At 61.4% G+C, this 19,552-nt stretch carries 19 protein-coding genes; 10 read left to right on the top strand and 9 right to left on the bottom strand.

The genetic code is table 11. The annotated features are described in order from the left end of the window. Positions 1 to 18 precede the first annotated feature (18 nt). From BLP99_RS24145 to BLP99_RS24160, 4 genes are all read left to right on the top strand, one after another. Complete coding sequence (locus BLP99_RS24145) at positions 19 to 1,005, top strand: heme utilization protein (protein WP_092181958.1); 987 nt, start codon at positions 19 to 21, stop codon at positions 1,003 to 1,005. A 66-nt stretch (positions 1,006 to 1,071) separates the two neighbouring features. Then, the gene (locus tag BLP99_RS24150) at positions 1,072 to 1,752 is read left to right on the top strand and encodes a C39 family peptidase (protein ID WP_072431120.1); all 681 of its coding nucleotides are present in this window, start codon (positions 1,072 to 1,074) and stop codon (positions 1,750 to 1,752) included. Positions 1,753 to 1,811: 59 nt separating this feature from the next. After that, complete coding sequence (locus tag BLP99_RS24155; RefSeq protein WP_072391976.1) at positions 1,812 to 2,558, top strand: hypothetical protein; 747 nt, start codon at positions 1,812 to 1,814, stop codon at positions 2,556 to 2,558. A gap of 45 nt (positions 2,559 to 2,603) precedes the next feature. Beyond that, positions 2,604 to 3,887 carry a hypothetical protein gene (locus BLP99_RS24160; protein ID WP_072391056.1) on the top strand — a complete coding sequence of 428 codons (1,284 nt, stop codon included), beginning with the start codon at positions 2,604 to 2,606 and terminating at the stop codon, positions 3,885 to 3,887. A gap of 121 nt (positions 3,888 to 4,008) precedes the next feature. Here BLP99_RS24160 and BLP99_RS24165 read toward each other — a convergent pair whose 3' ends face one another. Next, positions 4,009 to 5,334 (bottom strand): sigma-54 dependent transcriptional regulator, encoded by a 1,326-nt coding sequence (locus BLP99_RS24165; protein WP_072391053.1) that lies wholly within the window; start codon positions 5,332 to 5,334, stop codon positions 4,009 to 4,011. A 341-nt stretch (positions 5,335 to 5,675) separates the two neighbouring features. On the opposite strand from BLP99_RS24165, the gene BLP99_RS24170 reads away from it, so the two are divergent. The 3 genes from BLP99_RS24170 to nhaB all read left to right on the top strand — a co-directional run bounded on the left by BLP99_RS24170 (position 5,676) and on the right by nhaB (position 9,093). After that, entirely contained in the window at positions 5,676 to 5,942 is a 267-nt protein-coding gene (locus BLP99_RS24170; protein ID WP_072391050.1) for a hypothetical protein, read from the top strand. A gap of 276 nt (positions 5,943 to 6,218) precedes the next feature. Then, the gene (locus BLP99_RS24175) at positions 6,219 to 7,508 is read left to right on the top strand and encodes a delta-60 repeat domain-containing protein (protein ID WP_092181961.1); all 1,290 of its coding nucleotides are present in this window, start codon (positions 6,219 to 6,221) and stop codon (positions 7,506 to 7,508) included. 82 nt (positions 7,509 to 7,590) lie between these two features. Then, a complete protein-coding gene (gene nhaB, locus BLP99_RS24180; RefSeq protein WP_072391045.1) occupies positions 7,591 to 9,093 on the top strand; it encodes a sodium/proton antiporter NhaB in 1,503 nt (500 codons plus the stop codon). Between the two features lie 178 nt (positions 9,094 to 9,271). On the opposite strand, the gene BLP99_RS24185 is transcribed toward nhaB, so the two are convergent. Genes BLP99_RS24185 through gnd form a run of 3 tightly spaced genes read right to left on the bottom strand, consistent with a single transcriptional unit; the run spans position 9,272 to position 12,611 of the window. After that, positions 9,272 to 10,093 (bottom strand): Cof-type HAD-IIB family hydrolase, encoded by an 822-nt coding sequence (locus BLP99_RS24185; protein WP_072391042.1) that lies wholly within the window; start codon positions 10,091 to 10,093, stop codon positions 9,272 to 9,274. Further along, positions 10,090 to 11,610, bottom strand: a complete 1,521-nt coding sequence (zwf, locus tag BLP99_RS24190) for a glucose-6-phosphate dehydrogenase (protein ID WP_092181964.1) — start codon at positions 11,608 to 11,610, stop codon at positions 10,090 to 10,092. The genes BLP99_RS24185 and zwf overlap by 4 nt, the downstream gene beginning before the upstream one ends. Then, positions 11,607 to 12,611: a phosphogluconate dehydrogenase (NAD(+)-dependent, decarboxylating) gene (gene gnd, locus BLP99_RS24195; RefSeq protein ID WP_256327894.1), complete on the bottom strand. Its 1,005-nt coding sequence runs from the start codon at positions 12,609 to 12,611 to the stop codon at positions 11,607 to 11,609. The genes zwf and gnd overlap by 4 nt, the downstream gene beginning before the upstream one ends. 249 nt (positions 12,612 to 12,860) lie before the next feature. Between gnd and BLP99_RS26465 the strand changes: the two genes are divergently transcribed. Both BLP99_RS26465 and BLP99_RS24200 read left to right on the top strand, forming a co-directional pair. Then, positions 12,861 to 13,034 carry a DUF6026 family protein gene (locus tag BLP99_RS26465; protein WP_165887561.1) on the top strand — a complete coding sequence of 58 codons (174 nt, stop codon included), beginning with the start codon at positions 12,861 to 12,863 and terminating at the stop codon, positions 13,032 to 13,034. Positions 13,035 to 13,311: 277 nt separating this feature from the next. Further along, the gene (locus tag BLP99_RS24200; RefSeq protein WP_076407106.1) at positions 13,312 to 15,051 is read left to right on the top strand and encodes a phosphoethanolamine transferase CptA; all 1,740 of its coding nucleotides are present in this window, start codon (positions 13,312 to 13,314) and stop codon (positions 15,049 to 15,051) included. A gap of 26 nt (positions 15,052 to 15,077) precedes the next feature. Here the strand turns inward: BLP99_RS24200 and BLP99_RS24205 are convergent, their stop codons facing one another. The 4 genes from BLP99_RS24205 to BLP99_RS24220 form a co-directional block, all read right to left on the bottom strand. Beyond that, positions 15,078 to 15,572 carry a GNAT family N-acetyltransferase gene (locus tag BLP99_RS24205; RefSeq protein ID WP_076407107.1) on the bottom strand — a complete coding sequence of 165 codons (495 nt, stop codon included), beginning with the start codon at positions 15,570 to 15,572 and terminating at the stop codon, positions 15,078 to 15,080. Positions 15,573 to 15,625: 53 nt separating this feature from the next. Next, on the bottom strand, positions 15,626 to 16,747 hold the full coding sequence (gene zapE, locus BLP99_RS24210) for a cell division protein ZapE (protein ID WP_072459225.1): 1,122 nt from the start codon (positions 16,745 to 16,747) through the stop codon (positions 15,626 to 15,628). A gap of 111 nt (positions 16,748 to 16,858) precedes the next feature. Continuing rightward, entirely contained in the window at positions 16,859 to 17,200 is a 342-nt protein-coding gene (locus BLP99_RS24215; protein ID WP_072391022.1) for a nuclear transport factor 2 family protein, read from the bottom strand. 51 nt (positions 17,201 to 17,251) lie between these two features. Then, positions 17,252 to 17,968: a helix-turn-helix transcriptional regulator gene (locus BLP99_RS24220; protein ID WP_072391974.1), complete on the bottom strand. Its 717-nt coding sequence runs from the start codon at positions 17,966 to 17,968 to the stop codon at positions 17,252 to 17,254. A gap of 146 nt (positions 17,969 to 18,114) precedes the next feature. Between BLP99_RS24220 and BLP99_RS24225 the strand changes: the two genes are divergently transcribed. Beyond that, positions 18,115 to 18,585 carry an LEA/WHy family protein gene (locus BLP99_RS24225; RefSeq protein WP_072391019.1) on the top strand — a complete coding sequence of 157 codons (471 nt, stop codon included), beginning with the start codon at positions 18,115 to 18,117 and terminating at the stop codon, positions 18,583 to 18,585. Position 18,586: 1 nt separating this feature from the next. Here BLP99_RS24225 and BLP99_RS24230 read toward each other — a convergent pair whose 3' ends face one another. Beyond that, complete coding sequence (locus BLP99_RS24230; RefSeq protein WP_072391016.1) at positions 18,587 to 19,510, bottom strand: carbon-nitrogen hydrolase family protein; 924 nt, start codon at positions 19,508 to 19,510, stop codon at positions 18,587 to 18,589. Positions 19,511 to 19,552 lie beyond the last annotated feature (42 nt).

The raw sequence follows: 19,552 nt of genomic DNA on the forward strand, positions 1-19,552 counted from the left end.
CAAGCAAGGAGAAACACCATGAAACCTGCAATGGCACTCAAACCATTGGTTTTCGCTCTCGCCGCTGTCATGGCAATGGCCGCACAGGCCGGCGGAAACGGTAATGGCAACGGCAACGGCAACGGCAACGGCCATGGTCACCATGGCCCTCAAGGGCCGACGCTGGATCAACTGCTGTCCATCAACGCCGGAGCTGGGGCTACGGTGATGGACGAGCAGAACAGCGACGGCAACGTGGTGACCAACCAGGCCACCCGAAACACCGCGCAAGCCACTGACTCACTCAATGGCAGCAACGGCAACATGGGCGCCAACATCGCCGCTGGCGACGGCAACCAGCAGGACAATGCCGCCGCCCTGGCCACCGCCGACGAAAGCTTCATCTTCGGTTCGGCGGTGGCCGCCTCCAGCGCCACCCAAACCAATAACAACAACTACGTCAAGAACAACTCGACCCATAACACCGCCTCGCTCACCAATGCAGGCAACAATGGCTCCGGCAACATCGGCATCAACGTGACTGCCGGCAACTTCAACCAACAGAAAAACAACCTGGCCATCGCTGTATCAGGAGGTCGCATCGCAGAAGCGTCCGCCTCGGCCGATCAGTCCTCCACCGGCCTGCAGGTCGACAACAAAGGTGTGCGCACCTACAAGACCGACACCCTCACCAGCACCTACTCCGCTTCCGGCACCTTCAAGGCCAAGGGCACCGGTACCGCCGAAGACGATCATGGTGGCTGGGACAACAGGGGCGGCTACGGCGGCGGCCACGATGACGACAAGTTCAAGTTCTCCGCCGTGGGTACTTTCGAACTGGCCGGCAGCAACACTCAGCAAGTGCTGACCCGCGATGGCTGGAAAACCCCAGTGATCAATAACGCCACCATGAGCAATTCCATGAACGGCTTCTCCGGCAACGGCGGGGCCAACGTGTCGGCAGGCGTGGGTAACCAGCAAAGCAACTCGCTGTCCATCGCTGCCGGCTGCAAGGCCTGCATGTAGTCGCGCATGAAACGAAGCCCCGGCAACGGGGCTTCTGTTCCAGGATTTCCATAAGGCGTATCCATCATGCGCGCGATTGCCCTTTCCCTGCTGCTGTGCATGGCCTTCATGGCCGAGGCTGCGCAGATCCCCGTGGCCGCCTTGCCGGGCGGCATGCTGGTCTACAAGCCGGTGCAAAGCCTGCGCGAGCGCAAGTTCCGCGACATCGTCGAGCAGAAGACCGACTTCAGTTGCGGTGCCGCCGCCCTCGCCACGGTGCTGCGCCAGGCCTATTGGCTCGATGTCGATGAGGAGCACGTCATCAAGGGCATGCTGGTCAATGCCGACCAGGACCTGGTTCGCACCCAGGGCTTTTCCATGCTCGACATGAAGCGTTACGTGGAAAGCATCGGCATGCGCGCCCGGGGTTACCGGATACCCGCGCAAAAGCTCGAAGCCGTGACGATCCCCGTGGTGGTCCTGATGGAGATACGTGGCTACAAGCACTTCGTGGTGCTGCAGCGTGCCGACAAGCAATGGGTCTACATCGGCGATCCGGTGCTGGGGCACAAGCGCTACGCCCATGACGATTTCGTCAAAGGCTGGAACGGCATCGTCTTTGCCATCGTCGGTCCCGGCTATGACAAGGCCAATGCGCTGCGCAGCCCTCCGCAACCTTTGACGGCACGCAACAAGCTGGACGGGTTCAACCCGGTCAAGGATGCGGAACTGATGGATTTCGGCTTCATACAGAGCGACTTCTTTTAATCGCCGACCACTTGCCAACAAATAAGTAAAAAAGGAGCAGGATGCTCCGGGAGCAGTACATGAAAACTTCATACTGGCTGTCGCTTGCCTGCCTGGTCGCGACGGTCTCGGGCTACGCCCATGGCGGATTCAAACCCATCGAAGTCAAGGACCAGGAGCTTTCCGAGCTGCGTGGTCGTTATGTCATGCCCGGGCGAGTCATCAGCTTCGGCATCGTCATGAGCAGTACCTGGCGCAACGCCAGCGGTGATCTGATCGGCGCAACCAGCTCCATGCAGATCCAGGCCGCCACCGTCAAACCCGAGTTCTACGTCTCCACCATCAAGCAGGCCGGCAACGGCCACACTGCCGAACAAGGCAACGGCACTATCTCCGGCGGTGCGGGCCTGGGCACGGGCCAGGGCGTGACTCAGAGCGTACGCGCCGCGGGCGACGGCAACACGGCCTACAACACTGTCAGCATCAACGTGAAGGAAAGCAGCCAGGCTCCTGCCTTGACGCCATCCCAGGGCCAACTGCTGAGCAGCGGCCAGACCATCACCGGCAGCAACGCCGCCGGCAGTGTCGCGGTCAAGGCCACCGGCAGCGGCGTGCAGATGGCGATCCAGGCGAGCCACAACCAGGGCAGCACCCTGCAACAGGTAGCCCAGGGCGGCTTGCTGCAGAACACCCGCCTGCTGGGCAACAGCAACCTGGTCAACAACATGACGCAGCTCAACGTGGTGCTGAACAACAACGGCCCGAGCGCCGGGACACTGGACTGCAACCTGACCCAGTTGCGCGGCCTTCGCAACCTTGGCTATTGAACGGCGCTGCTTGCGACCACTGGGCTTATAGGGATGGCATACCTCATGTATCGATCCGTATCGTTGCGCGCTGTGATGTGTTTGAGCACGCTGTTGCCTGCCCCTCTGCTGCAAGCGGCACAGGATGCGGAAATCGAAGCCCTGAAACAGGAACTGCTGGAGCTCAGGCAACGCTATGAGGTCCAGCAGAAGGCCCTGGCGGTCCTCGAACAGCGGGTTCGCCAGGTGGAAGACCAACCCGCCGCCCCGCCGCCCAAGCGCCTGGTCAAGTCACCGGCCGACATGAAAGGCAATCAGACTGTTGCCGGAAGCGGCACGACTGCCAGCGGTGGCAGTGGCTACGGACAATCCCTCGCCGCAGACTCCCAGCCCGCCCAGAGCGTCTCCAACCTCTACGACGAAGCCAGCGGCTTCTTTGGCGGTGGCAAGTTCAGCTTCGAGACCGGCGTGACCTATTCGCGCTATGACACACGGCAACTGATCCTCAACGGTTTCCTGGCCCTGGATTCGATTTTCCTGGGCAACATCAACCTGGACCGGATCAAGGCCGACACCTGGACACTGGACCTGACCGGTCGCTACAACTTCGACAACCGCTGGCAGTTCGACCTGAACGTACCGGTGATCTATCGCGAATCCACCTACCAGTCCGGCGGCGCCAACCAGGGCGCGGCCGGGGTGACCAGCGAAGAAACCGTCACCCGCGACCCGACCATCGGCGACGTCAATTTCGGCATTGCCTACAAGTTCATGGACGAGTCCATCGATACCCCCGATGCGGTGGTGACCCTGCGCGTCAAGGCGCCCACCGGCAAGGATCCGTTCGGCATCAAGCTGCGCCAATCCCAGGCCAACACCAATCTGTTCGTGCCCGAGGACCTGCCCACCGGCAATGGCGTCTGGTCGATCACCCCCGGGATCTCCCTGGTCAAGACCTTCGATCCGGCCGTGCTCTTCGGCAGCCTGTCCTATACCCATAACTTCGAGGAGTCGTTCGACGACATCAGCTCCACCGTCAACCAGGAAGTACCTGGCAAAGTGCGCATCGGTGACAGCTTCCAGATCGGCGCGGGCATCGCCTTCGCCTTGAACGAGAAGATGAGCATGTCGTTCTCGGTGTCCGACCTGATCCAGAAGAACAGCAAGCTCAAGCAGGACGGCGGGGATTGGGAGTCGGTGGTCTCCAGCGACGCCAACGCAGGCTATTTCAATATCGGCATGACCGTGGCCGCCTCCGATAACCTGACCATCGTGCCCAACCTGTCCATCGGGCTGACCGACGACGCACCGGATTTCTCCTTCAGTCTGAAATTCCCGTATTACTTCTAAGGCGTACGAAAAGTCGCCGAGCGACGCTCAGGCAATACAAGATAGACGAGCAATGCCCTTGTGGGAGCGAGGCGGCTGCATCATCCGCGGCCGCCCCCGCTGCCACAATTACTTTCAGGGCCTAGCGGATCTGATGCTTGTGCAGCAGGCGGTAGAACGTCGGGCGAGACACGCCCAACACCCGGGCCGCCACGCTCAGGTTATCGCTGTGCCGGTTGAGGACGTCGCTCAGTGCCTGGCGCTCGGCGCGGGTCTTGTAGTCTTCGAGGGTGCCCATCGGTGCCACGACGCCCTGGTGGCTGGCCAGGCCCAGGTCCCGGGCTTCGATCTGCCGCCCCTCGGCCAATACCAGCCCGCGACGAACACGATTGGCCAGTTCCCGGATGTTGCCCGGCCAGTCATGCATGCCCATCGCCACCAGCGCGTCCTCGCTGAAGCTGCGCGGCCGGCGGCCGGTTTCCTGGCTGTAGAGATGGGAGAAGTGACTGGCCAGCATCGATAAGTCGCCGTGGCGCTCACGCAAGGGCGCCATCACCACTTGCAGCACGTTCAGGCGGTAGTACAGGTCTTCGCGAAACCGCTTGTGCTCGATGGCCGCCTCAAGATCCACATGGGTGGCGGCCAATACCCGCACGTCCACGGGGATGGGCTGGCTGCCGCCGACCCGTTCGATGTGTTTCTCCTGCAGGAAACGCAGCAGGTTGGCCTGCAGTTCCAGGGGCAGGTCACCAATTTCATCCAGGAACAATGTCCCGCCGTGGGCGGCTTCGATGCGCCCGATCTTGCGCTGATGAGCGCCGGTGAAGGCCCCTTTCTCATGGCCGAACAGTTCCGACTGGATCAGATGCTCGGGAATGGCCCCGCAATTGATGGCAATGAACGGCTTGTTGCGCCGCTGGGACTGGGAATGCAGGGTGCGCGCCACCAGCTCCTTGCCGGTGCCGCTCTCACCGCGAATCAATACAGGCGATTCGGTGGGCGCCAGTTTGTGCAACAACTTGCGCAGCTCGCGAATGGGTTTGCTGTCGCCCAGCAGCTCATGTTCGGGCTGGTCAACGTGGACAGAACCCTGCCCCCGCAGCCGCGCCATGCCAAACGCTCGACCCAGCGTCACCTGGACCCGGGATACGTCGAAAGGCAAGGTATGGAAATCGAAGAACCATTCGCAGACGAAATCCCCCACGTTCTTGAGGTGCAGCACTTCCTGGTTGAGTACCGCGATCCATTCGGCGCCGCTGCGGCTGATCAGCTCCTTGACCGCCTCCGGGCGCTCCAGGTGAAAGGGCTGCAGCCGCAAGAGGCCGACATCGCAGGAGCGATCGCCTGCATGCTCGAGGGAGCAACTGTCCACTTCCCAACCAATGCCGCGTAACCCCGGCAGCAGGCGATGACAATCATCGCAGGGATCAACCACGAGCAGACGACGCAACGTACTGGCTTCGATCATGACTGATCCTTGGCGCCAAAAATAAGAAAAATGAGTAGAAACAGTCGTTTGGCGAACCTGCATGTAACAGTAGCAAGAAGTTGACACCCCCTTGTATCAATTAATTATTGATTGGGCATTAAAGCGGTTATAAGCGAGCATTTCGTTAGTTGCCACTTGCCGGAATCTTTCACGAGGCTTTCAAACAAAAGCCTTTTTGCCCTGTCTGAAAGAAAATCGAAATTTATTCAAGGAATGTGTGACCTGATCCCGGGTTCGGGACATCAGTACAAGTAACCCGCCGCACGGTACGCCCAACCGACGGCACATCATTTGATTGGGCACTTTTAAGAGAAAACGCCATGAACGCCCCGCTCCGTATCAACGAAGCTCTTTTGATTGCCGACCGCGCATTTAAGCCTTTCCAATGCGTGGCCTGGGCCCCACAAGACGGTAACGGCGAACTGAGCCTGACCGTCGTCGACCGCACCAATACCCATATTGGACGCACCCAGATCCCCAGCAGTGCCTATACCGATCCAGCCCAACTGGCCGACCTGTTGAAACAGGCACGCGCCGAACTGAGCCAGGAAGGTTACAAACTGCAATCCTGGTCCATGCCTGAATAACTGGCTGTCAGGCTCTGTACGAAAAGTCTTGAGACGAATGCCAGGCGAGGCTGTTTTCAACGCAGCATGAACGAGTATCAAGGCGTTTTATACAGAGCCTGAAGGCTGTTTATTGAAAGCAGGCTTTGCACTGGGTCAAAAAGCCATTGTTCTGGCACAAGACGCTTCTATATCTGTAGAAGTTGACAGTTGTACGCCATCACTTTCAGGGATTGAATGTTGCCCTCATGCAGTCATCGCCCCTCCGGGCCGGTCGACGCGCAAGGAGAGGCATGCATGCTCAATCACTTCGCCCCTGGACTGCCGAAGACGGTAGCCCACGCCGGACAGTTGGACTCAGGCTTTGCCAATGGCGGCAAGGTGTCGGTTCAGTTCCGTGGCAGCACGTCGAGCCTGACCACGGGGATGGCCGTCGACCGCCACGGACGCATCCTGGTGGCAGCCAAGGTCGAGACCGCCCAAGGCAGCCGTTTCGGGCTTGCCCGCCTCAACCATGACGGTTCGCCGGACAAGGGGTTCGGTACCCTGGGCTGCGTCATCGGCGCTTTCGAGCAGGGCTTTGAAGCCACGGCGGGCAAAGTCATCGTGTTGCCCGACGCAAGCATCCTGTTATCGGGTCTTCACTACGAAAGCGCCGACCGCACCCTGCCCGCCCTGGCGTTGTTCGATCAGCAAGGCCGCGCGGTGCCAGGCTTCGGCCACGCCGGGCGAACAATCATCCGGCTTTGCGGCAATCTTTCCCAGGGTCTGCGTGATCCCTGGCTGCCTCCCGGCGTACCAGGCCTTGAAGCCTGCGACATGCGCGTGCAGGCCGATGGCCGGATCCTGTTGTTGGCCAACCATCATTTTCAGTTGTCCGATCATGTTGGCATCCTGATCCGCCTGCTGCCGGATGGCAGCCTGGACAGCACATTCAACAGCGGCGGCTTCGTGATGGTCCGGCGCCTGTTGAAAAACACCTGGCTGAGCTGCCTCGCACTCCAGGCCGACGGCAATATCCTCGCAGGCGGTGCGATCGACCTGCCCCAACAAGGCCTGATGGCCCGCTATGACCCCAGCGGCAGACTCGATGACAGCTTCGGCGACAACGGTTTCCTGTCCATCACGACCCAGGAGCGCAGCGTGATGATCAGCCAGATCGTCCAGCATGAAAACGGCGACCTGCAGGCGTTCGGCAGCAGCCGTGACCCGATGCAGTGCCTGACACTCAAGGTACGCCCGGACGGCCAAGCGGACCTCCAGTTCAACCAGGGACAATGCCGGCTTCTACAGATCGGGCGCAGCGCGAGCCAATGGACCGCCGCGCAGCTTCAATCGGACGGGAAGCTGGTGACCGCCGGCGCCACCATCGGCGGTATCGAGGCTGACTTCGTCCTGGCCCGGCATCTGCCGGACGGCTGCCTCGACCCGTTTTTCGGCCAAGGCAGAGGCTGGACTCGCACCCGACTCGGCTACAGCCTGGATACCGCCACCTCCCTGGCATTGCAGGCAGATGACAAAATCCTGGTGGGCGGCTATTCCCTTCATGGCAACTACAGGGCAGTCGTGGCGCGGTATTGGGCCTGAGTCGCAACAGTATCTTTTCCTACGCTTGATATTCCGCATTGCTTACGGCAACTTGCGCGCTTCTAAATAAAAGGAGCAGCCGATGTCCGGTTCAATGGCTGAAGCTTTCGCGCATAACTTTCTTGGGCATTCGCCTCGCTGGTACAAAGCGTGCATCGTCGCCTTCCTGATCCTCAATGCCCTGGCGCTGTGGACCCTCGGGCCGGTCGTTGCCGGCTGGATGCTGGTGCTGGAGTTCATCTTCACCCTGGCCATGGCGCTCAAATGCTATCCCTTGATGCCTGGCGGCCTGCTGTTGATCGAGGCCCTGGTCCTGGGCATGACTACGCCCAAGGCCCTGTACGACGAGTTGACCCATAACTTTCCGGTGATCCTGCTGCTGATGTTCATGGTGGCCGGGATCTATTTCATGAAGGACCTGCTGCTGTTCCTGTTCTCTCGCCTGCTCCTTGGCGTGCGCTCGAAGGCACTGCTGGCCTTGATGTTCTGCTTTCTCTCGGCGTTCCTGTCGGCATTTCTCGACGCACTGACCGTCACCGCGGTGATCATCAGCGCCGCGGTGGGCTTCTATTCGGTGTACCACCGCGTGGCATCGGGCAACGACCCGCGCCAGGACAGCAGCATCGATGAAGACCATGACCTGCCTTCGCTGCACCATGGAGACCTGGAGCAATTCCGGGCGTTCCTGCGCAGTTTGCTGATGCATGGCGCCGTGGGCACCGCCCTGGGGGGCGTATGCACGCTGGTGGGCGAGCCGCAGAACCTGCTGATCGGCCATGAAATGGGTTGGCACTTCGCGGAGTTCTTCCTGAAGGTCGCCCCTGTATCGCTGCCAGTGCTGGCAGCCGGACTGGTCACTTGCGTGGCATTGGAGAAACTGCGCTGGTTCGGCTACGGCACGCTGCTGCCAGACAATGTACGAGCCGTGCTGGCCGATTACGCCGCCCAGGACAACCACGAGCGCACCTCACGCCAACGCGCAGCCCTGGTCGTGCAGGGTATCGCCGCGTTGATCCTGATCGTGGCCCTGGCCCTGCACATTGCCGAAGTCGGCCTGATCGGCCTGATGGTCATCGTACTGATCACCGCGTTCACGGGGATCACCGACGAGCATCGACTCGGCAACGCATTCAAGGATGCCATGCCGTTCACCTCCTTGTTGGTGGTGTTCTTCGCGGTGGTGGCGGTGATTCATGACCAGCAATTGTTCACGCCGCTGATCCAGTGGGTACTGGCCCTGCCCGCCGACCAGCAGCCAGGGATGCTGTTCATCGCCAACGGCCTGCTGTCCGCCATCAGTGACAACGTGTTCGTGGCGACCATCTATATCACCGAGGTGAAACAGGCCTTCGTTTCCGGTCACATGAGCCGCGAGCAGTTCGAGACCCTGGCCGTGGCCATCAATACTGGCACCAACCTGCCCAGCGTCGCGACTCCCAACGGCCAGGCCGCGTTCCTGTTCCTGCTGACTTCATCGATTGCACCGCTGATTCGCCTGTCCTATGGCCGGATGGTCTGGATGGCGGTGCCTTATACCGTGGTGATGGGCGGCCTGGGCTGGTTTGCGGTGACCTACTGGCTGTGAGGCCTGGCGATGGCCCTGCCAACGGTCTGCACGTTGGCAGTCACTTTCGCGGGCAAGCCTGCTCCCACGGGAGAATCCGTTGATCCGGATTGCCGACTCATCGGGTTCGTGCGGGAGCGGCATTGCCCACGAAGACGGCGACCGGGCCGATATCAAGGCAAGCCTCCCCCTCGTGGCTTCACCGGGGCAGGATGAATCGCTCGATCGCCAATGCCGCGCCATCCTCGGTCACGGCGGCGGTAATCACGTCCGCTTGGCGCTTGATCGTCTCGTCCGCCTGGCCCATGGCAATGGACAGGCCCGCGCGATGAAACATCGCCGGGTCGTTACCGCCGTCCCCCATGGCCGCCGTCTGCTCCAGCGGCACGCCCAGGAACGTCGCCAGCGTGGACAACGCCTCCCCCTTGTTCGCCTTCATCGCCGTGACGTCCAGATAGATGGGTTGCGAACGCGACACCTGGGCCTGGCCCTTGAGCAGCGGATGCAAACGGGCTTCCAGCTCAATCAGTAGATCGGTGTTGGCGCTGGTGGCGACGATCTTGTCGATGCGCTCCAGGTAGGGCTCGAAACTCTCCACTTCCACGGGTGGATAACCCAGGCCACGGGTCTCTATCGGCACCATCGGACCGTTGGCGTCACGCACCAGCCAGTCACCGTCGGCAAACACCCAGACTTCGATGCCGGGTTGGTCGGCATACAGCGCCAGGGTGGTCAGCGCCGCCTCGGGGGGCAGGTAATGCACGGCAAGGAAACTGCCGTCGGGATGAACCAGGGTGCCGCCGTTGAACGCAGCGGTGGGCAGGTCGACACCCAAGGCCTCGATCTGTTGCAGCATGGCCCGCGGCGGTCGCCCCGTGGCGAGGCTGAACAACACACCTGCTTCACGTAGCGCGCGCACCGCCTGGATGGTGCGTTGATTGAGGCTGTGATCGGGCAGCAGCAGCGTGCCATCCATGTCGCTGAGCAAAAACCGGATGGGCTGTTTCAACGACTCGCTCATCCGAGGCCATGCCAGACACGACCGTCGCGTGTCAGCAGGTCGTTGGCAGCGGCCGGGCCGTCTTCCCCGGCCTGGTAGGGCTGCACCGTCGCGTCCTGCTGCCAGGCATCCAGGAACGGCTGCACCGCGCGCCAGCCGTTCTCGATATTGTCGGCCCGCTGGAACAAGGTCTGATCCCCCGTCAGGCAATCGTAGATCAGGGTTTCATAACCCGTTGATGGCTGCATTTCGAAAAAATCCTTGTAGGCAAAGCCCAATTCTATGTTGGCCATGTCGAGGGCCGGCCCCGGCCGCTTGGCCAGCAGGTCGAACCACATGCCTTCGTTGGGCTGGATCTGGATTCTCAGGTAAGTGGGTTGCAATTCATCGACTTCGGTGTCGCGAAACTGTGCATAGGGCGCCGGCTTGAAGCAGATGACGATTTCCGTATCCCGCACGCTCATGCGCTTGCCGGTGCGCAGGTAAAAAGGCACCCCGACCCAACGCCAGTTGTCGATCATGACCTTGAGGGCCACATAGGTCTCGGTGCTGCTGTCGGCGGCGACGTTGGCTTCCTGGCGATAGCCGCTCACCGGATTGCCGGCGATTTCGCCGGCGGTGTACTGGCCTCGTACCGAGTTGGCGCGGGCCTGTTCCACCGACCAGGGCCGGATCGCCCCCACCACCTTGGCCTTTTCGCCACGTACCGCATCGGCACCGAAGGCGGCCGGCGGCTCCATGGCCACCATCGCCAGCAGTTGGAAAAGGTGGTTGGGCACCATGTCCCGCAGGGCACCGGTGCGCTCATAGAAACTGCCACGGGTTTGCACACCGACGGTTTCAGCGGCGGTGATCTGCACGTGGTCGATGTAATGGTTGTTCCAGAACGCTTCGAACAGGCTGTTGGAGAAACGGCTGACCAGGATGTTCTGCACCGTCTCCTTGCCCAGGTAATGATCGATCCGATAAATCTGTTTCTCGCTCATCACCTTGAGCAGGCAGGCATTGAGGGCTTCGGCGGTCTGCAGATCGGAACCGAACGGCTTTTCGATCACCACGCGCCGGAAGCCATCCTCCTGCTCCTGCAGCAGTCCGGCCGCACCGAGGCGACGGACCACTTCACTGAAGAAACGCGGCGCGGTCGCCAGGTAGAAGACCGCATTGCCAGTACCGCTGGCAGCGATTTTCGCTTCCAGCGCCACATAGGTACTGTCATCGAGGAAGTCACCCTGCACGTAGCTGATGTTCCTGGCCAGCCTGGCCCACAGCTGCGGATCAAGTGCCCGGGCGGCATCGCCGCCCTTGCTTGCCGCTTCGTTGCGGATGAAGTCCTCGAGTTTCCTGGCGAAGTCCACATCACTGATAGCGTTGTGGTCAACACCGACAATCCGCAGTCCATCCCCCAGCAGCCCATCCCGACAGAGATGGTAAAGCGCTGGCATCAGCAGGCGCTTGACCAGATCACCATGGGCACCGAACAGGAACAACGTGGTCGGTGGTGCGGGCTCCGCCTTGGATTTCCCGCCGATCGAGGTCATTTTTTTGGTGTCTCCACATGGCCGCCGAAGCCGAAGCGCATGGCCGACAGCATCTTGTCGCCATAGGTGCTCTGCTGGCGGGAACGGAAACGGGCGAACAGCGAGCTGGACAACACCGGAACCGGCACTGCCTGCTCGATCGCGGCCTCGATGGTCCAGCGGCCTTCCCCGCTGTCGGCCACTTCACCGGAAAAACCGTCCAGCTTCGGATCGCTGGCCAGGGCATCGGCCGTCAGGTCCAGCAACCAGGACGAAACCACGCTGCCACGCCGCCAGACTTCGGCGATATCGGCCAGGTTCAGATCGAAACGCTGCTCCGGCGGCAGGCTTTCGCTGGATTTGGTCTTGAGGATATCGAAGCCTTCGGCGAACGCCTGCATCATCCCGTATTCGATGCCGTTATGGATCATCTTCACGAAATGCCCGGAACCGGCCGGGCCCGCATGGATGTAGCCACGCTCGGCGCGGTCATCGTCGGACTTGCGGTCACGGGTGCGCGGAATATCGCCCATGCCAGGCGCCAGGCTGTCGAACAGCGGGTCCAGGCGCGCCACCACTTCGGCGTCGCCGCCGATCATCATGCAATAGCCACGCTCCAGCCCCCATACGCCCCCGGAGGTGCCGACGTCGATGTAGCTCAAGCCCTTTTCCGACAAGGCCTGGGCGCGACGGATGTCGTCCTTGTAATACGTATTGCCGCCGTCAATGACCACGTCGCCTGGCTCGAGCAGCTCGCTCAACGCGTTGATGGTGTCTTCGGTGGGTGCGCCGGCCGGCAGCATGACCCAGACCGCCCGTGGCGCCTGCAGGCCGGCCACCAGGGCCGCCAGGTCCGCGACGCCTGTGGCGCCTTCCTGGACCAGGTTTTCGACAAAAGCGCTGTTGCGATCATAGACAACGGTGGTATGCCCGTTGAGCATCAGGCGCCGCGCAATATTGCCGCCCATGCGGCCCAGTCCAATGATCCCGAGTTGCATGTGCTGATGCTCCCTACTACAAATAAAGGTATGTCAAAGGTTTAGCTCACGACTATGAGGAGGTTAGTCCAGAGCATTGCTGCATAGTTTCCGGTTAATTCGTGCAATCACAAGGGATAACGCTCCAAATCCGGTCGAAGACACGGCGACCATGAAAAATAAAAAAGTTCCATTCACGAGCAAAAGAAATCAGAATCGGCGCCGATAGTAGAGGTGTCGACCAAAAACTGGCGACATCTCTATAGTTGATGTACGCCATTTGCGAGGTGAGCAATGGACCCAGTCGTTACCGCACGTCCCCCACAGACCCTTTATGTGACCATTCGTCGCGATGAATTACGCCTGCTCAAAGAAGAGCGTGATCTGCTGCTCGATGAAGTGACCCAGTTGCGCCTGCAGCTGCAACACGCACAACTGGCCCACCAGGGTCAGGCGCTGGCTCGCTAGACCTGCTCCAGTCGGAAGTGACGCTGAACATACCAGTGTCACTTCCATGAACCCTGGGCATCCCAGAGAAAAATCGGCTCGGTTCGAAGCATTCGCGCCCCCCTGTCCCCTCGCGGTCTCCCTTCGCGACACCACGCCCCTGCGTCCCGTAGACAAAAAACTCACGAAGTTTTCACACCCTCATCGCAATACTCCGCGCCTTTGAAGAGGGTCGGTGCACGCCCGCGGATGCCGGATCGGCCCCTGCGGCAGCGCCGACAAAAGGCTGGAGAGCTTGATGAGTGTGTTCAAACGCAGCAAAACGACTGCGAAAGGTTTCGATTGGGCCGGACTTGGCTGGCTGTTCCTGTTCTTCTGGTATTTTTCGGGCATTACCCAACTGCTTATCCTGGTGACCGACACCTCCGGCTTCACCGGGTTTCGCCAGGCGCTGATCATGAGCGCCGTGTGGCTGGCGCCCATGCTGCTGTTCCCGGCCCGGACCCGCCTGCTCGCCGCCTTGATCGGCGTGGTGCTGTGGGCGTGTTCCATGGCAAGCCTGGGCTATTTCTTCATCTACCAGCAGGAATTCTCCCAGAGCGTCATTTTCATCATGTTCGAATCGAACGTGTCTGAAGCCGGTGAATACCTGACCCAATATTTTGCCTGGTGGATGGTGCCGACCTTCCTGGCCCATACAGCGGTCAGCTATTGGCTATGGACGCGCCTGCGCCCGGTGTACCTGCCGCGGGGCCGGGCCATGATGGCCGCCGCCGCGATCATGGTGGCCGTGGTGGGTTACCCATTGGTCAAGCAAACCTTGCGTACCGGCACCCTGGCCGGGGGCCTGGAGAAATTCGAAGACCGCATCGAGCCCGCCGTCCCCTGGCAGATGCTGGTGGCATACCGTCGTTACGGTGAACAACTGACCAATATGCAGGGCATGCTGCACAGCGCCAGCAAGATCGAGCCACTGCGCAACCTCAAGGACGCCATGGCGAACCAGCCGGCGACCCTGGTATTGGTGATCGGCGAATCCACCAACCGTCAGCGCATGAGCCTCTACGGCTACCAGCGGGAAACCACGCCGGAACTGGACAAGCTCAAGGACCAGCTGGCGGTGTTCGACAACGTGATCACTCCACGTCCGTACACCATCGAAGCGCTGCAACAGGTCCTGACCTTTGCCGATGAGCAGCATCCGGACCTTTACCTGAGCACACCCTCGCTGGTCAGCATGATGAAACAGGCGGGCTACAAGACGTTCTGGATCACCAACCAGCAGACCATGACCAAGCGCAACACCATGCTCACGACCTTTTCCCAGCAGGCCGACGAGCAGGTCTACCTGAACAACAATCGCAACCAGAACGCCGCGCAATACGATGGCGACGTGATCGCGCCGTTCAACAAGGCCCTGGCCGATGCCGCGCCGCGCAAGCTGATCGTGGTGCATCTGCTTGGCACCCACATGAGCTATCAGTACCGGTACCCGCCGACCTTCAACAAGTTCACCGACCGCCAGGGCGTACCGGCAGGGGTGCGCGACGATCAGGTCCCCACCTATAACAGCTACGATAACGCGGTGTTGTACAACGACTTCGTGGTCTCCAGCCTGATCAGGGATTACGCCAGGACCGACCCCAACGGCTTTTTGCTGTACCTGTCGGACCACGGTGAGGATGTATTCGACTCGGCGGGGCACGACACCCTGGGACGCAACGAAGGCAAGCCCACCGCGCCGATGTACACCATTCCGTTCATGGCCTGGGCCTCGCCAAAATGGCGCGAAAGCCATGACTGGAACTTTGCCGGCGACCTGTCACGGCCCTACAGCAGTTCTCAGCTGATCCATACCTGGGCAGACCTGGCAGGCCTGAGTTTCGACGAGCTGGATCGCAGCAGGAGCCTGGTCAGCGATGACTTCAAGGCCCGGCCCCTGTTGATCGGCAATCCCTATCAACGCCAACACAAGGCGCTGATCGACTTCAGCCTGATGCAACCCAGGAAACCGGAGCCCCGGCTCGTGCAGAAATAACCCAGGCCCGGGCGCGGGCCAGGGTTCTACAAAGACTTGGTCCAGAACAGCATCCGGCCATGGGCCGGGTCGAACATGCCGGCGACGAAACCGAATTTGCCATAGCTGGCCTGGGCCACGGCGTTGCCTTCAAGCACCTCCAGGGTCATCTTGCAGCAGCCGCGCTGGCGGGCGATATCTTCGACCTTCTGCAGCATCTTCTGGCTCAGGCCCAATCCGCGAAAGGCCTGCATCACCGCCACATCATGGATATTCACCAGGGGACGGCAGGCAAAGGTGGAAAAACCTTCGAAGCAGTTGACCAGCCCCGCCGGCTCGCCATTGACGAATGCCAGCACGCTGAACGCATGGGGGCGCTTGGCCAGTTCTTCCGGCAGGTGCAACAGCACTTCGGCCGGCAGGGGCCGACCGCCCCCCATCGGGTCTTGCGCATAGCCGTTGAGCACATGACAGATCGCCTCGGCGTGAACCGGGTTGGTGTAGCTGGCTTGCAATACAAGGATGTCCCTGGCTTCTTCCATGACCTTCCATCTCTCTCTGAATGCCGATCGCCCTTGGCTTCGGCGGATACAGGTCAGGCTGGCTGACCGAAACGTTGCAACTGCATTTCCTGGAGGCGACTGAGGGTACGGCGAAATGGAAATTGCAGATAGCCCTCGGTGTACAACCGCTCCATCGGCACCCAGGCCGAAAGATACAGCGGTACCTTGCGGTCGTAGCATTCGTCGATCAGGGCGATGAAGCGGCGCACACCATCGTCGTGAATCGACAACTGCGGCAGTTCTCTGTCCCCCGCCTCGACCCGCTCGACGCCGTCTTCCGTACCACGGGCAATGCGGCCCTCGCGCTGCTCGGCGCTCAGGCTGGGCACATCGCTGAGCAGAATGACGCTGAAGCGGTCGCAAAGCGCCATGAAATCCAAGGCTGAAAAAGGCTGCTCGCACAGGTCCGCGTAGCGGGTCCAGAGCACTGTCTCGCTGGCCTGGACCGGCTCATGCAGGCGATGGCCCACTTCTATCGGTCCGTCACGCAGCGCTTGCCCCGCAGTCAATTGAGCGAAGACTGCGGCCAACGGGTCAGGCCGAGCGCGTTCCCGCAGCCAGTAGCGCTGTTGCAGCGCACCCGGATGCTGGCGGTGGTCTTGCCATCCATTCACCGGCACGATCTGCATATGTTCCTTGATCGCGCTGATGGTGGGCAGGAAACGCTCGCGGTTGTGGCCGTTGGCGTAAAGCTCTTCGGGAGGCAGGTTGGACGTGCTCACGATCACCATGCCCCGCTCGAACATCACCTGGAAGAGCCGGCCGAGGATAATGGCATCGCCGATATCGGTGACGAACAGTTCGTCGAAACACAGCACCCGCACTTCGGCGCTCAGCTCCCGGGCCAGGGCCTGCAAGGGATCCGGCGTGCCGGTGAGCTGGAATGAACGCTGGTGTACCCAGGCCATGAAATGATGAAAGTGCTGGCGGCGCGCGGGGACCTTGAGACTTTCGTAGAAACGATCCATCAACCAGGTCTTGCCGCGCCCCACCGGTCCCCAGAGATAAACCCCCTTCACGGGCTTGCGCCCCTCCTGCAATGCCCGGTGGCATTGCTCCAGGGCCATGATGGCGAGCTCCTGGGCCTCGTCCTGGACGAAGCCATGGTGTTCGATGGCGTGCTGCCAGGCGATCAAGGGTGAGTCGAAAATCATACGGCCCGGGTCCGGAAAGCGAAGTCGCCGAGTATGCCATGAACCGGCACTTCGCCGTGTGACGGAAGGTCTCCCTCGCCGTCACTGGGCTCGCGTCAGGTTGCCGGGTTTCTAGACTGAAATATCCAACCGGCTGATTTTCCCCTGTTCGTTGAGGCGGAAGGTGTATCGCAGCTCCAGCGGGCTGCCGGGAAAGGTCCCGGAGATCAGGTTGTGGACCAGCACCTTGCCGGTGCGCTGCTGCACGTTCAGCACCTGCACCCGCGGCTGGTAGCGCCGGGCGGTGTCCTCCATCCATTGGGCAATGGCCTGGGTACCGGCCCGGTGCTGGCCTTCATCGAATACGTTGGCATCCTCGGCGAAAAAACGCGGCACCGCCGAACTGTCACGGGCATTGGCGGCCGCAATGTAACCGGCTATGGCCGGGGCCAGGGAAGAGACGGGATTGGACATGGTACGGCTCCTTGTTCTAGCGATCTGGCATCATGCTAAAACAGCGCCATGTCAGTTTTTGTCAGGAGTGAAACGTCCGGTTTCATCCAGCTGCATCGACTTCATCCAGGCCCGCAACAGATCGCTGCGCCTGCCAGGGTAGCGCCCCCCCTCCTCGATGGCACACGCGATCCGATCGGTGCGAAAGGTCCGATAGGCGTCGCGTAATTCACACCATGCCACCACGACCCGCGCCTCGTTGAAAAACCCCAGGGCCAGGGGCCAGACCAGTCGCTGGCTCGGCGTATTGTTCACGTCGGCGTAGTCGATGCGCAGCTTCGCCTGGCTGCGAATGGCCTGGCGGTAGACATTCAGTTCCACCCTGTTCTGCGGGTAGCCATAGCCCGGCGGACCGGGCAGCACCGTCGGGTTGCGCAGGGCGTCCCGGACGTCGGGAGCCAGCACCGCGGCGACCTTCGCCAAGGCATCGGCGGCGGCCTTGCCCAGCACATCGTCGCCACGCTGGTCGACGTAGCGCAGCCCCAGCACGATGGCCTCGATTTCATCGGCAGTGAACATCAGCGGCGGCAGGAACAGCCCGCTGCGCAGTACATAGCCGATGCCCGCCTCGCCCTGGATCGGAGCGCCAAGGGCCGTCAACTCGGCTATGTCCCGGTAGAGCGTGCGTTCAGACACGTTCAGCTCGGCCGCCAGCGTCGCGGCAGTGACCGGGCAACGCTTGCCCCGCAAGACTTGCAGCAAAGTGAGCAGCCGGGTGGTACGCGACACGATGGCGATCCGCAAGAAAAAAGTTGACGCAGATTAGCAGAGCCTGATGTCAGAAACTGTCAGGAGCCCTTTATGGAGCGTGTTGTGGGTTATGGTGTCCTCGGTTTCCGCGTTTCCCGACTGCATCTTTATCTTGAGAGCGTGCCATGCGCAGAATCATCGGTTTATCTTTCTTTCTGATGCTCTTGAGCCTGAACGCCTGCACGCTGCTGCAGCGTCACGACCCGCTGAACATCAATGTGGTGGGCATCGAACCCTTGGCCAGCCAGGAACTGGAGATGCGCTTCGCGGTGAAACTGCGCTTGCAGAACCCCAACGACATCGCCATCGATTACAACGGCGTGGCCCTGGACCTGGAGGTCAATGGACGCACCCTGGCGTCGGGGGTCAGTGACCAGGCAGGCACCATCGCGAGGTTCTCCGAAACGGTGCTGAGCGTGCCGGTGAGCATCTCGGCTTTTTCGGTGCTGCGCCAGACGCTGGGCCTGAGCCAGACCCAGCGCCTGGACAACCTGCCCTACGTGCTCAAGGGCAAGCTGGCGGGTGGATTGTTCGGTACCGTGCGCTTCGTCGACCGCGGCACCCTGGACTTGCCGAGCTCCACGGCCAACTGGTGATTCATGGGATAAAACGCACGCCGGGCCTGGCCCGCTCGTCCACCACCAGCTCGAACACATCCGGACGGGCGTAATGCCCGACCACGTCATAGTCGTAGCGCGCCCCCACCAGGTCGTCGGTGTCGATTTCAGCGGTCAACAGGCCGGCCTTGTCCTTCAACGGACCGGCGAGCACGTCGCCCATGGGCCCTACAATCACGCTGCCGCCGGCGATCAGCGGCCGCTCGGCCGGCCAGTTCGCGACTTCGATCCCCAGCGCCTGGGGCGAGGCCTGGACCTGGCAGGCACTGACCACGAAGCAGCGGCCCTCGTGAGCGACGTGGCGCATGGTCACTTGCCACATGTCCCGCTCATCCACCGTCGGCGCGCACCACACCTCGACGCCCTTGGCGTACATGGCCGTACGTAACAGGGGCATCATGTTTTCCCAGCACACCGCCGCGCCCACACGCCCTACCTGGCTGTCGACCACCGGCAGTGTCGAGCCATCGCCCTTGCCCCAGATCAGCCGCTCCGTACCGGTGGGCATGAGCTTTCGATGCTTGGCCACCAGGCCTGCCTCGGGCTCGAAATACAGGGCCGTGCAGTACAAGGTGCTCCCGGCGCGCTCGATGACGCCCAGCACCAGGCTGGCGCCGGTGCGCGTCGAAAGCCCAGCCAGTGCCTCGGTCTCGGCGCCGGGCACGTCGATGGCATTGGCGAAATAGCGAGCGAAGGCTTCTCGCCCTTCCGGCAACCGATAGCCCAGCTGGGTACCGAATCCTTCGCCCTTTGGATACCCGCCCAACAGGGCCTCGGGCATTACCACCAGCCGGGCGCCGGCCTGGCGTATGGCCTCTTCATAGGAAAGGATCTGCGCCAGGGTCTCGCCCTTGCCGCCGGGCAAGGAACCGATCTGCAGGGCGGCCACGATGGATTTTGGCATGGGGTTGCAACTCCTTGGTTCATCAGGTGTTGCCGATTCTCA

The organism is Pseudomonas sp. NFACC32-1, assembly GCF_900101215.1.
GTDB lineage: Bacteria > Pseudomonadota > Gammaproteobacteria > Pseudomonadales > Pseudomonadaceae > Aquipseudomonas.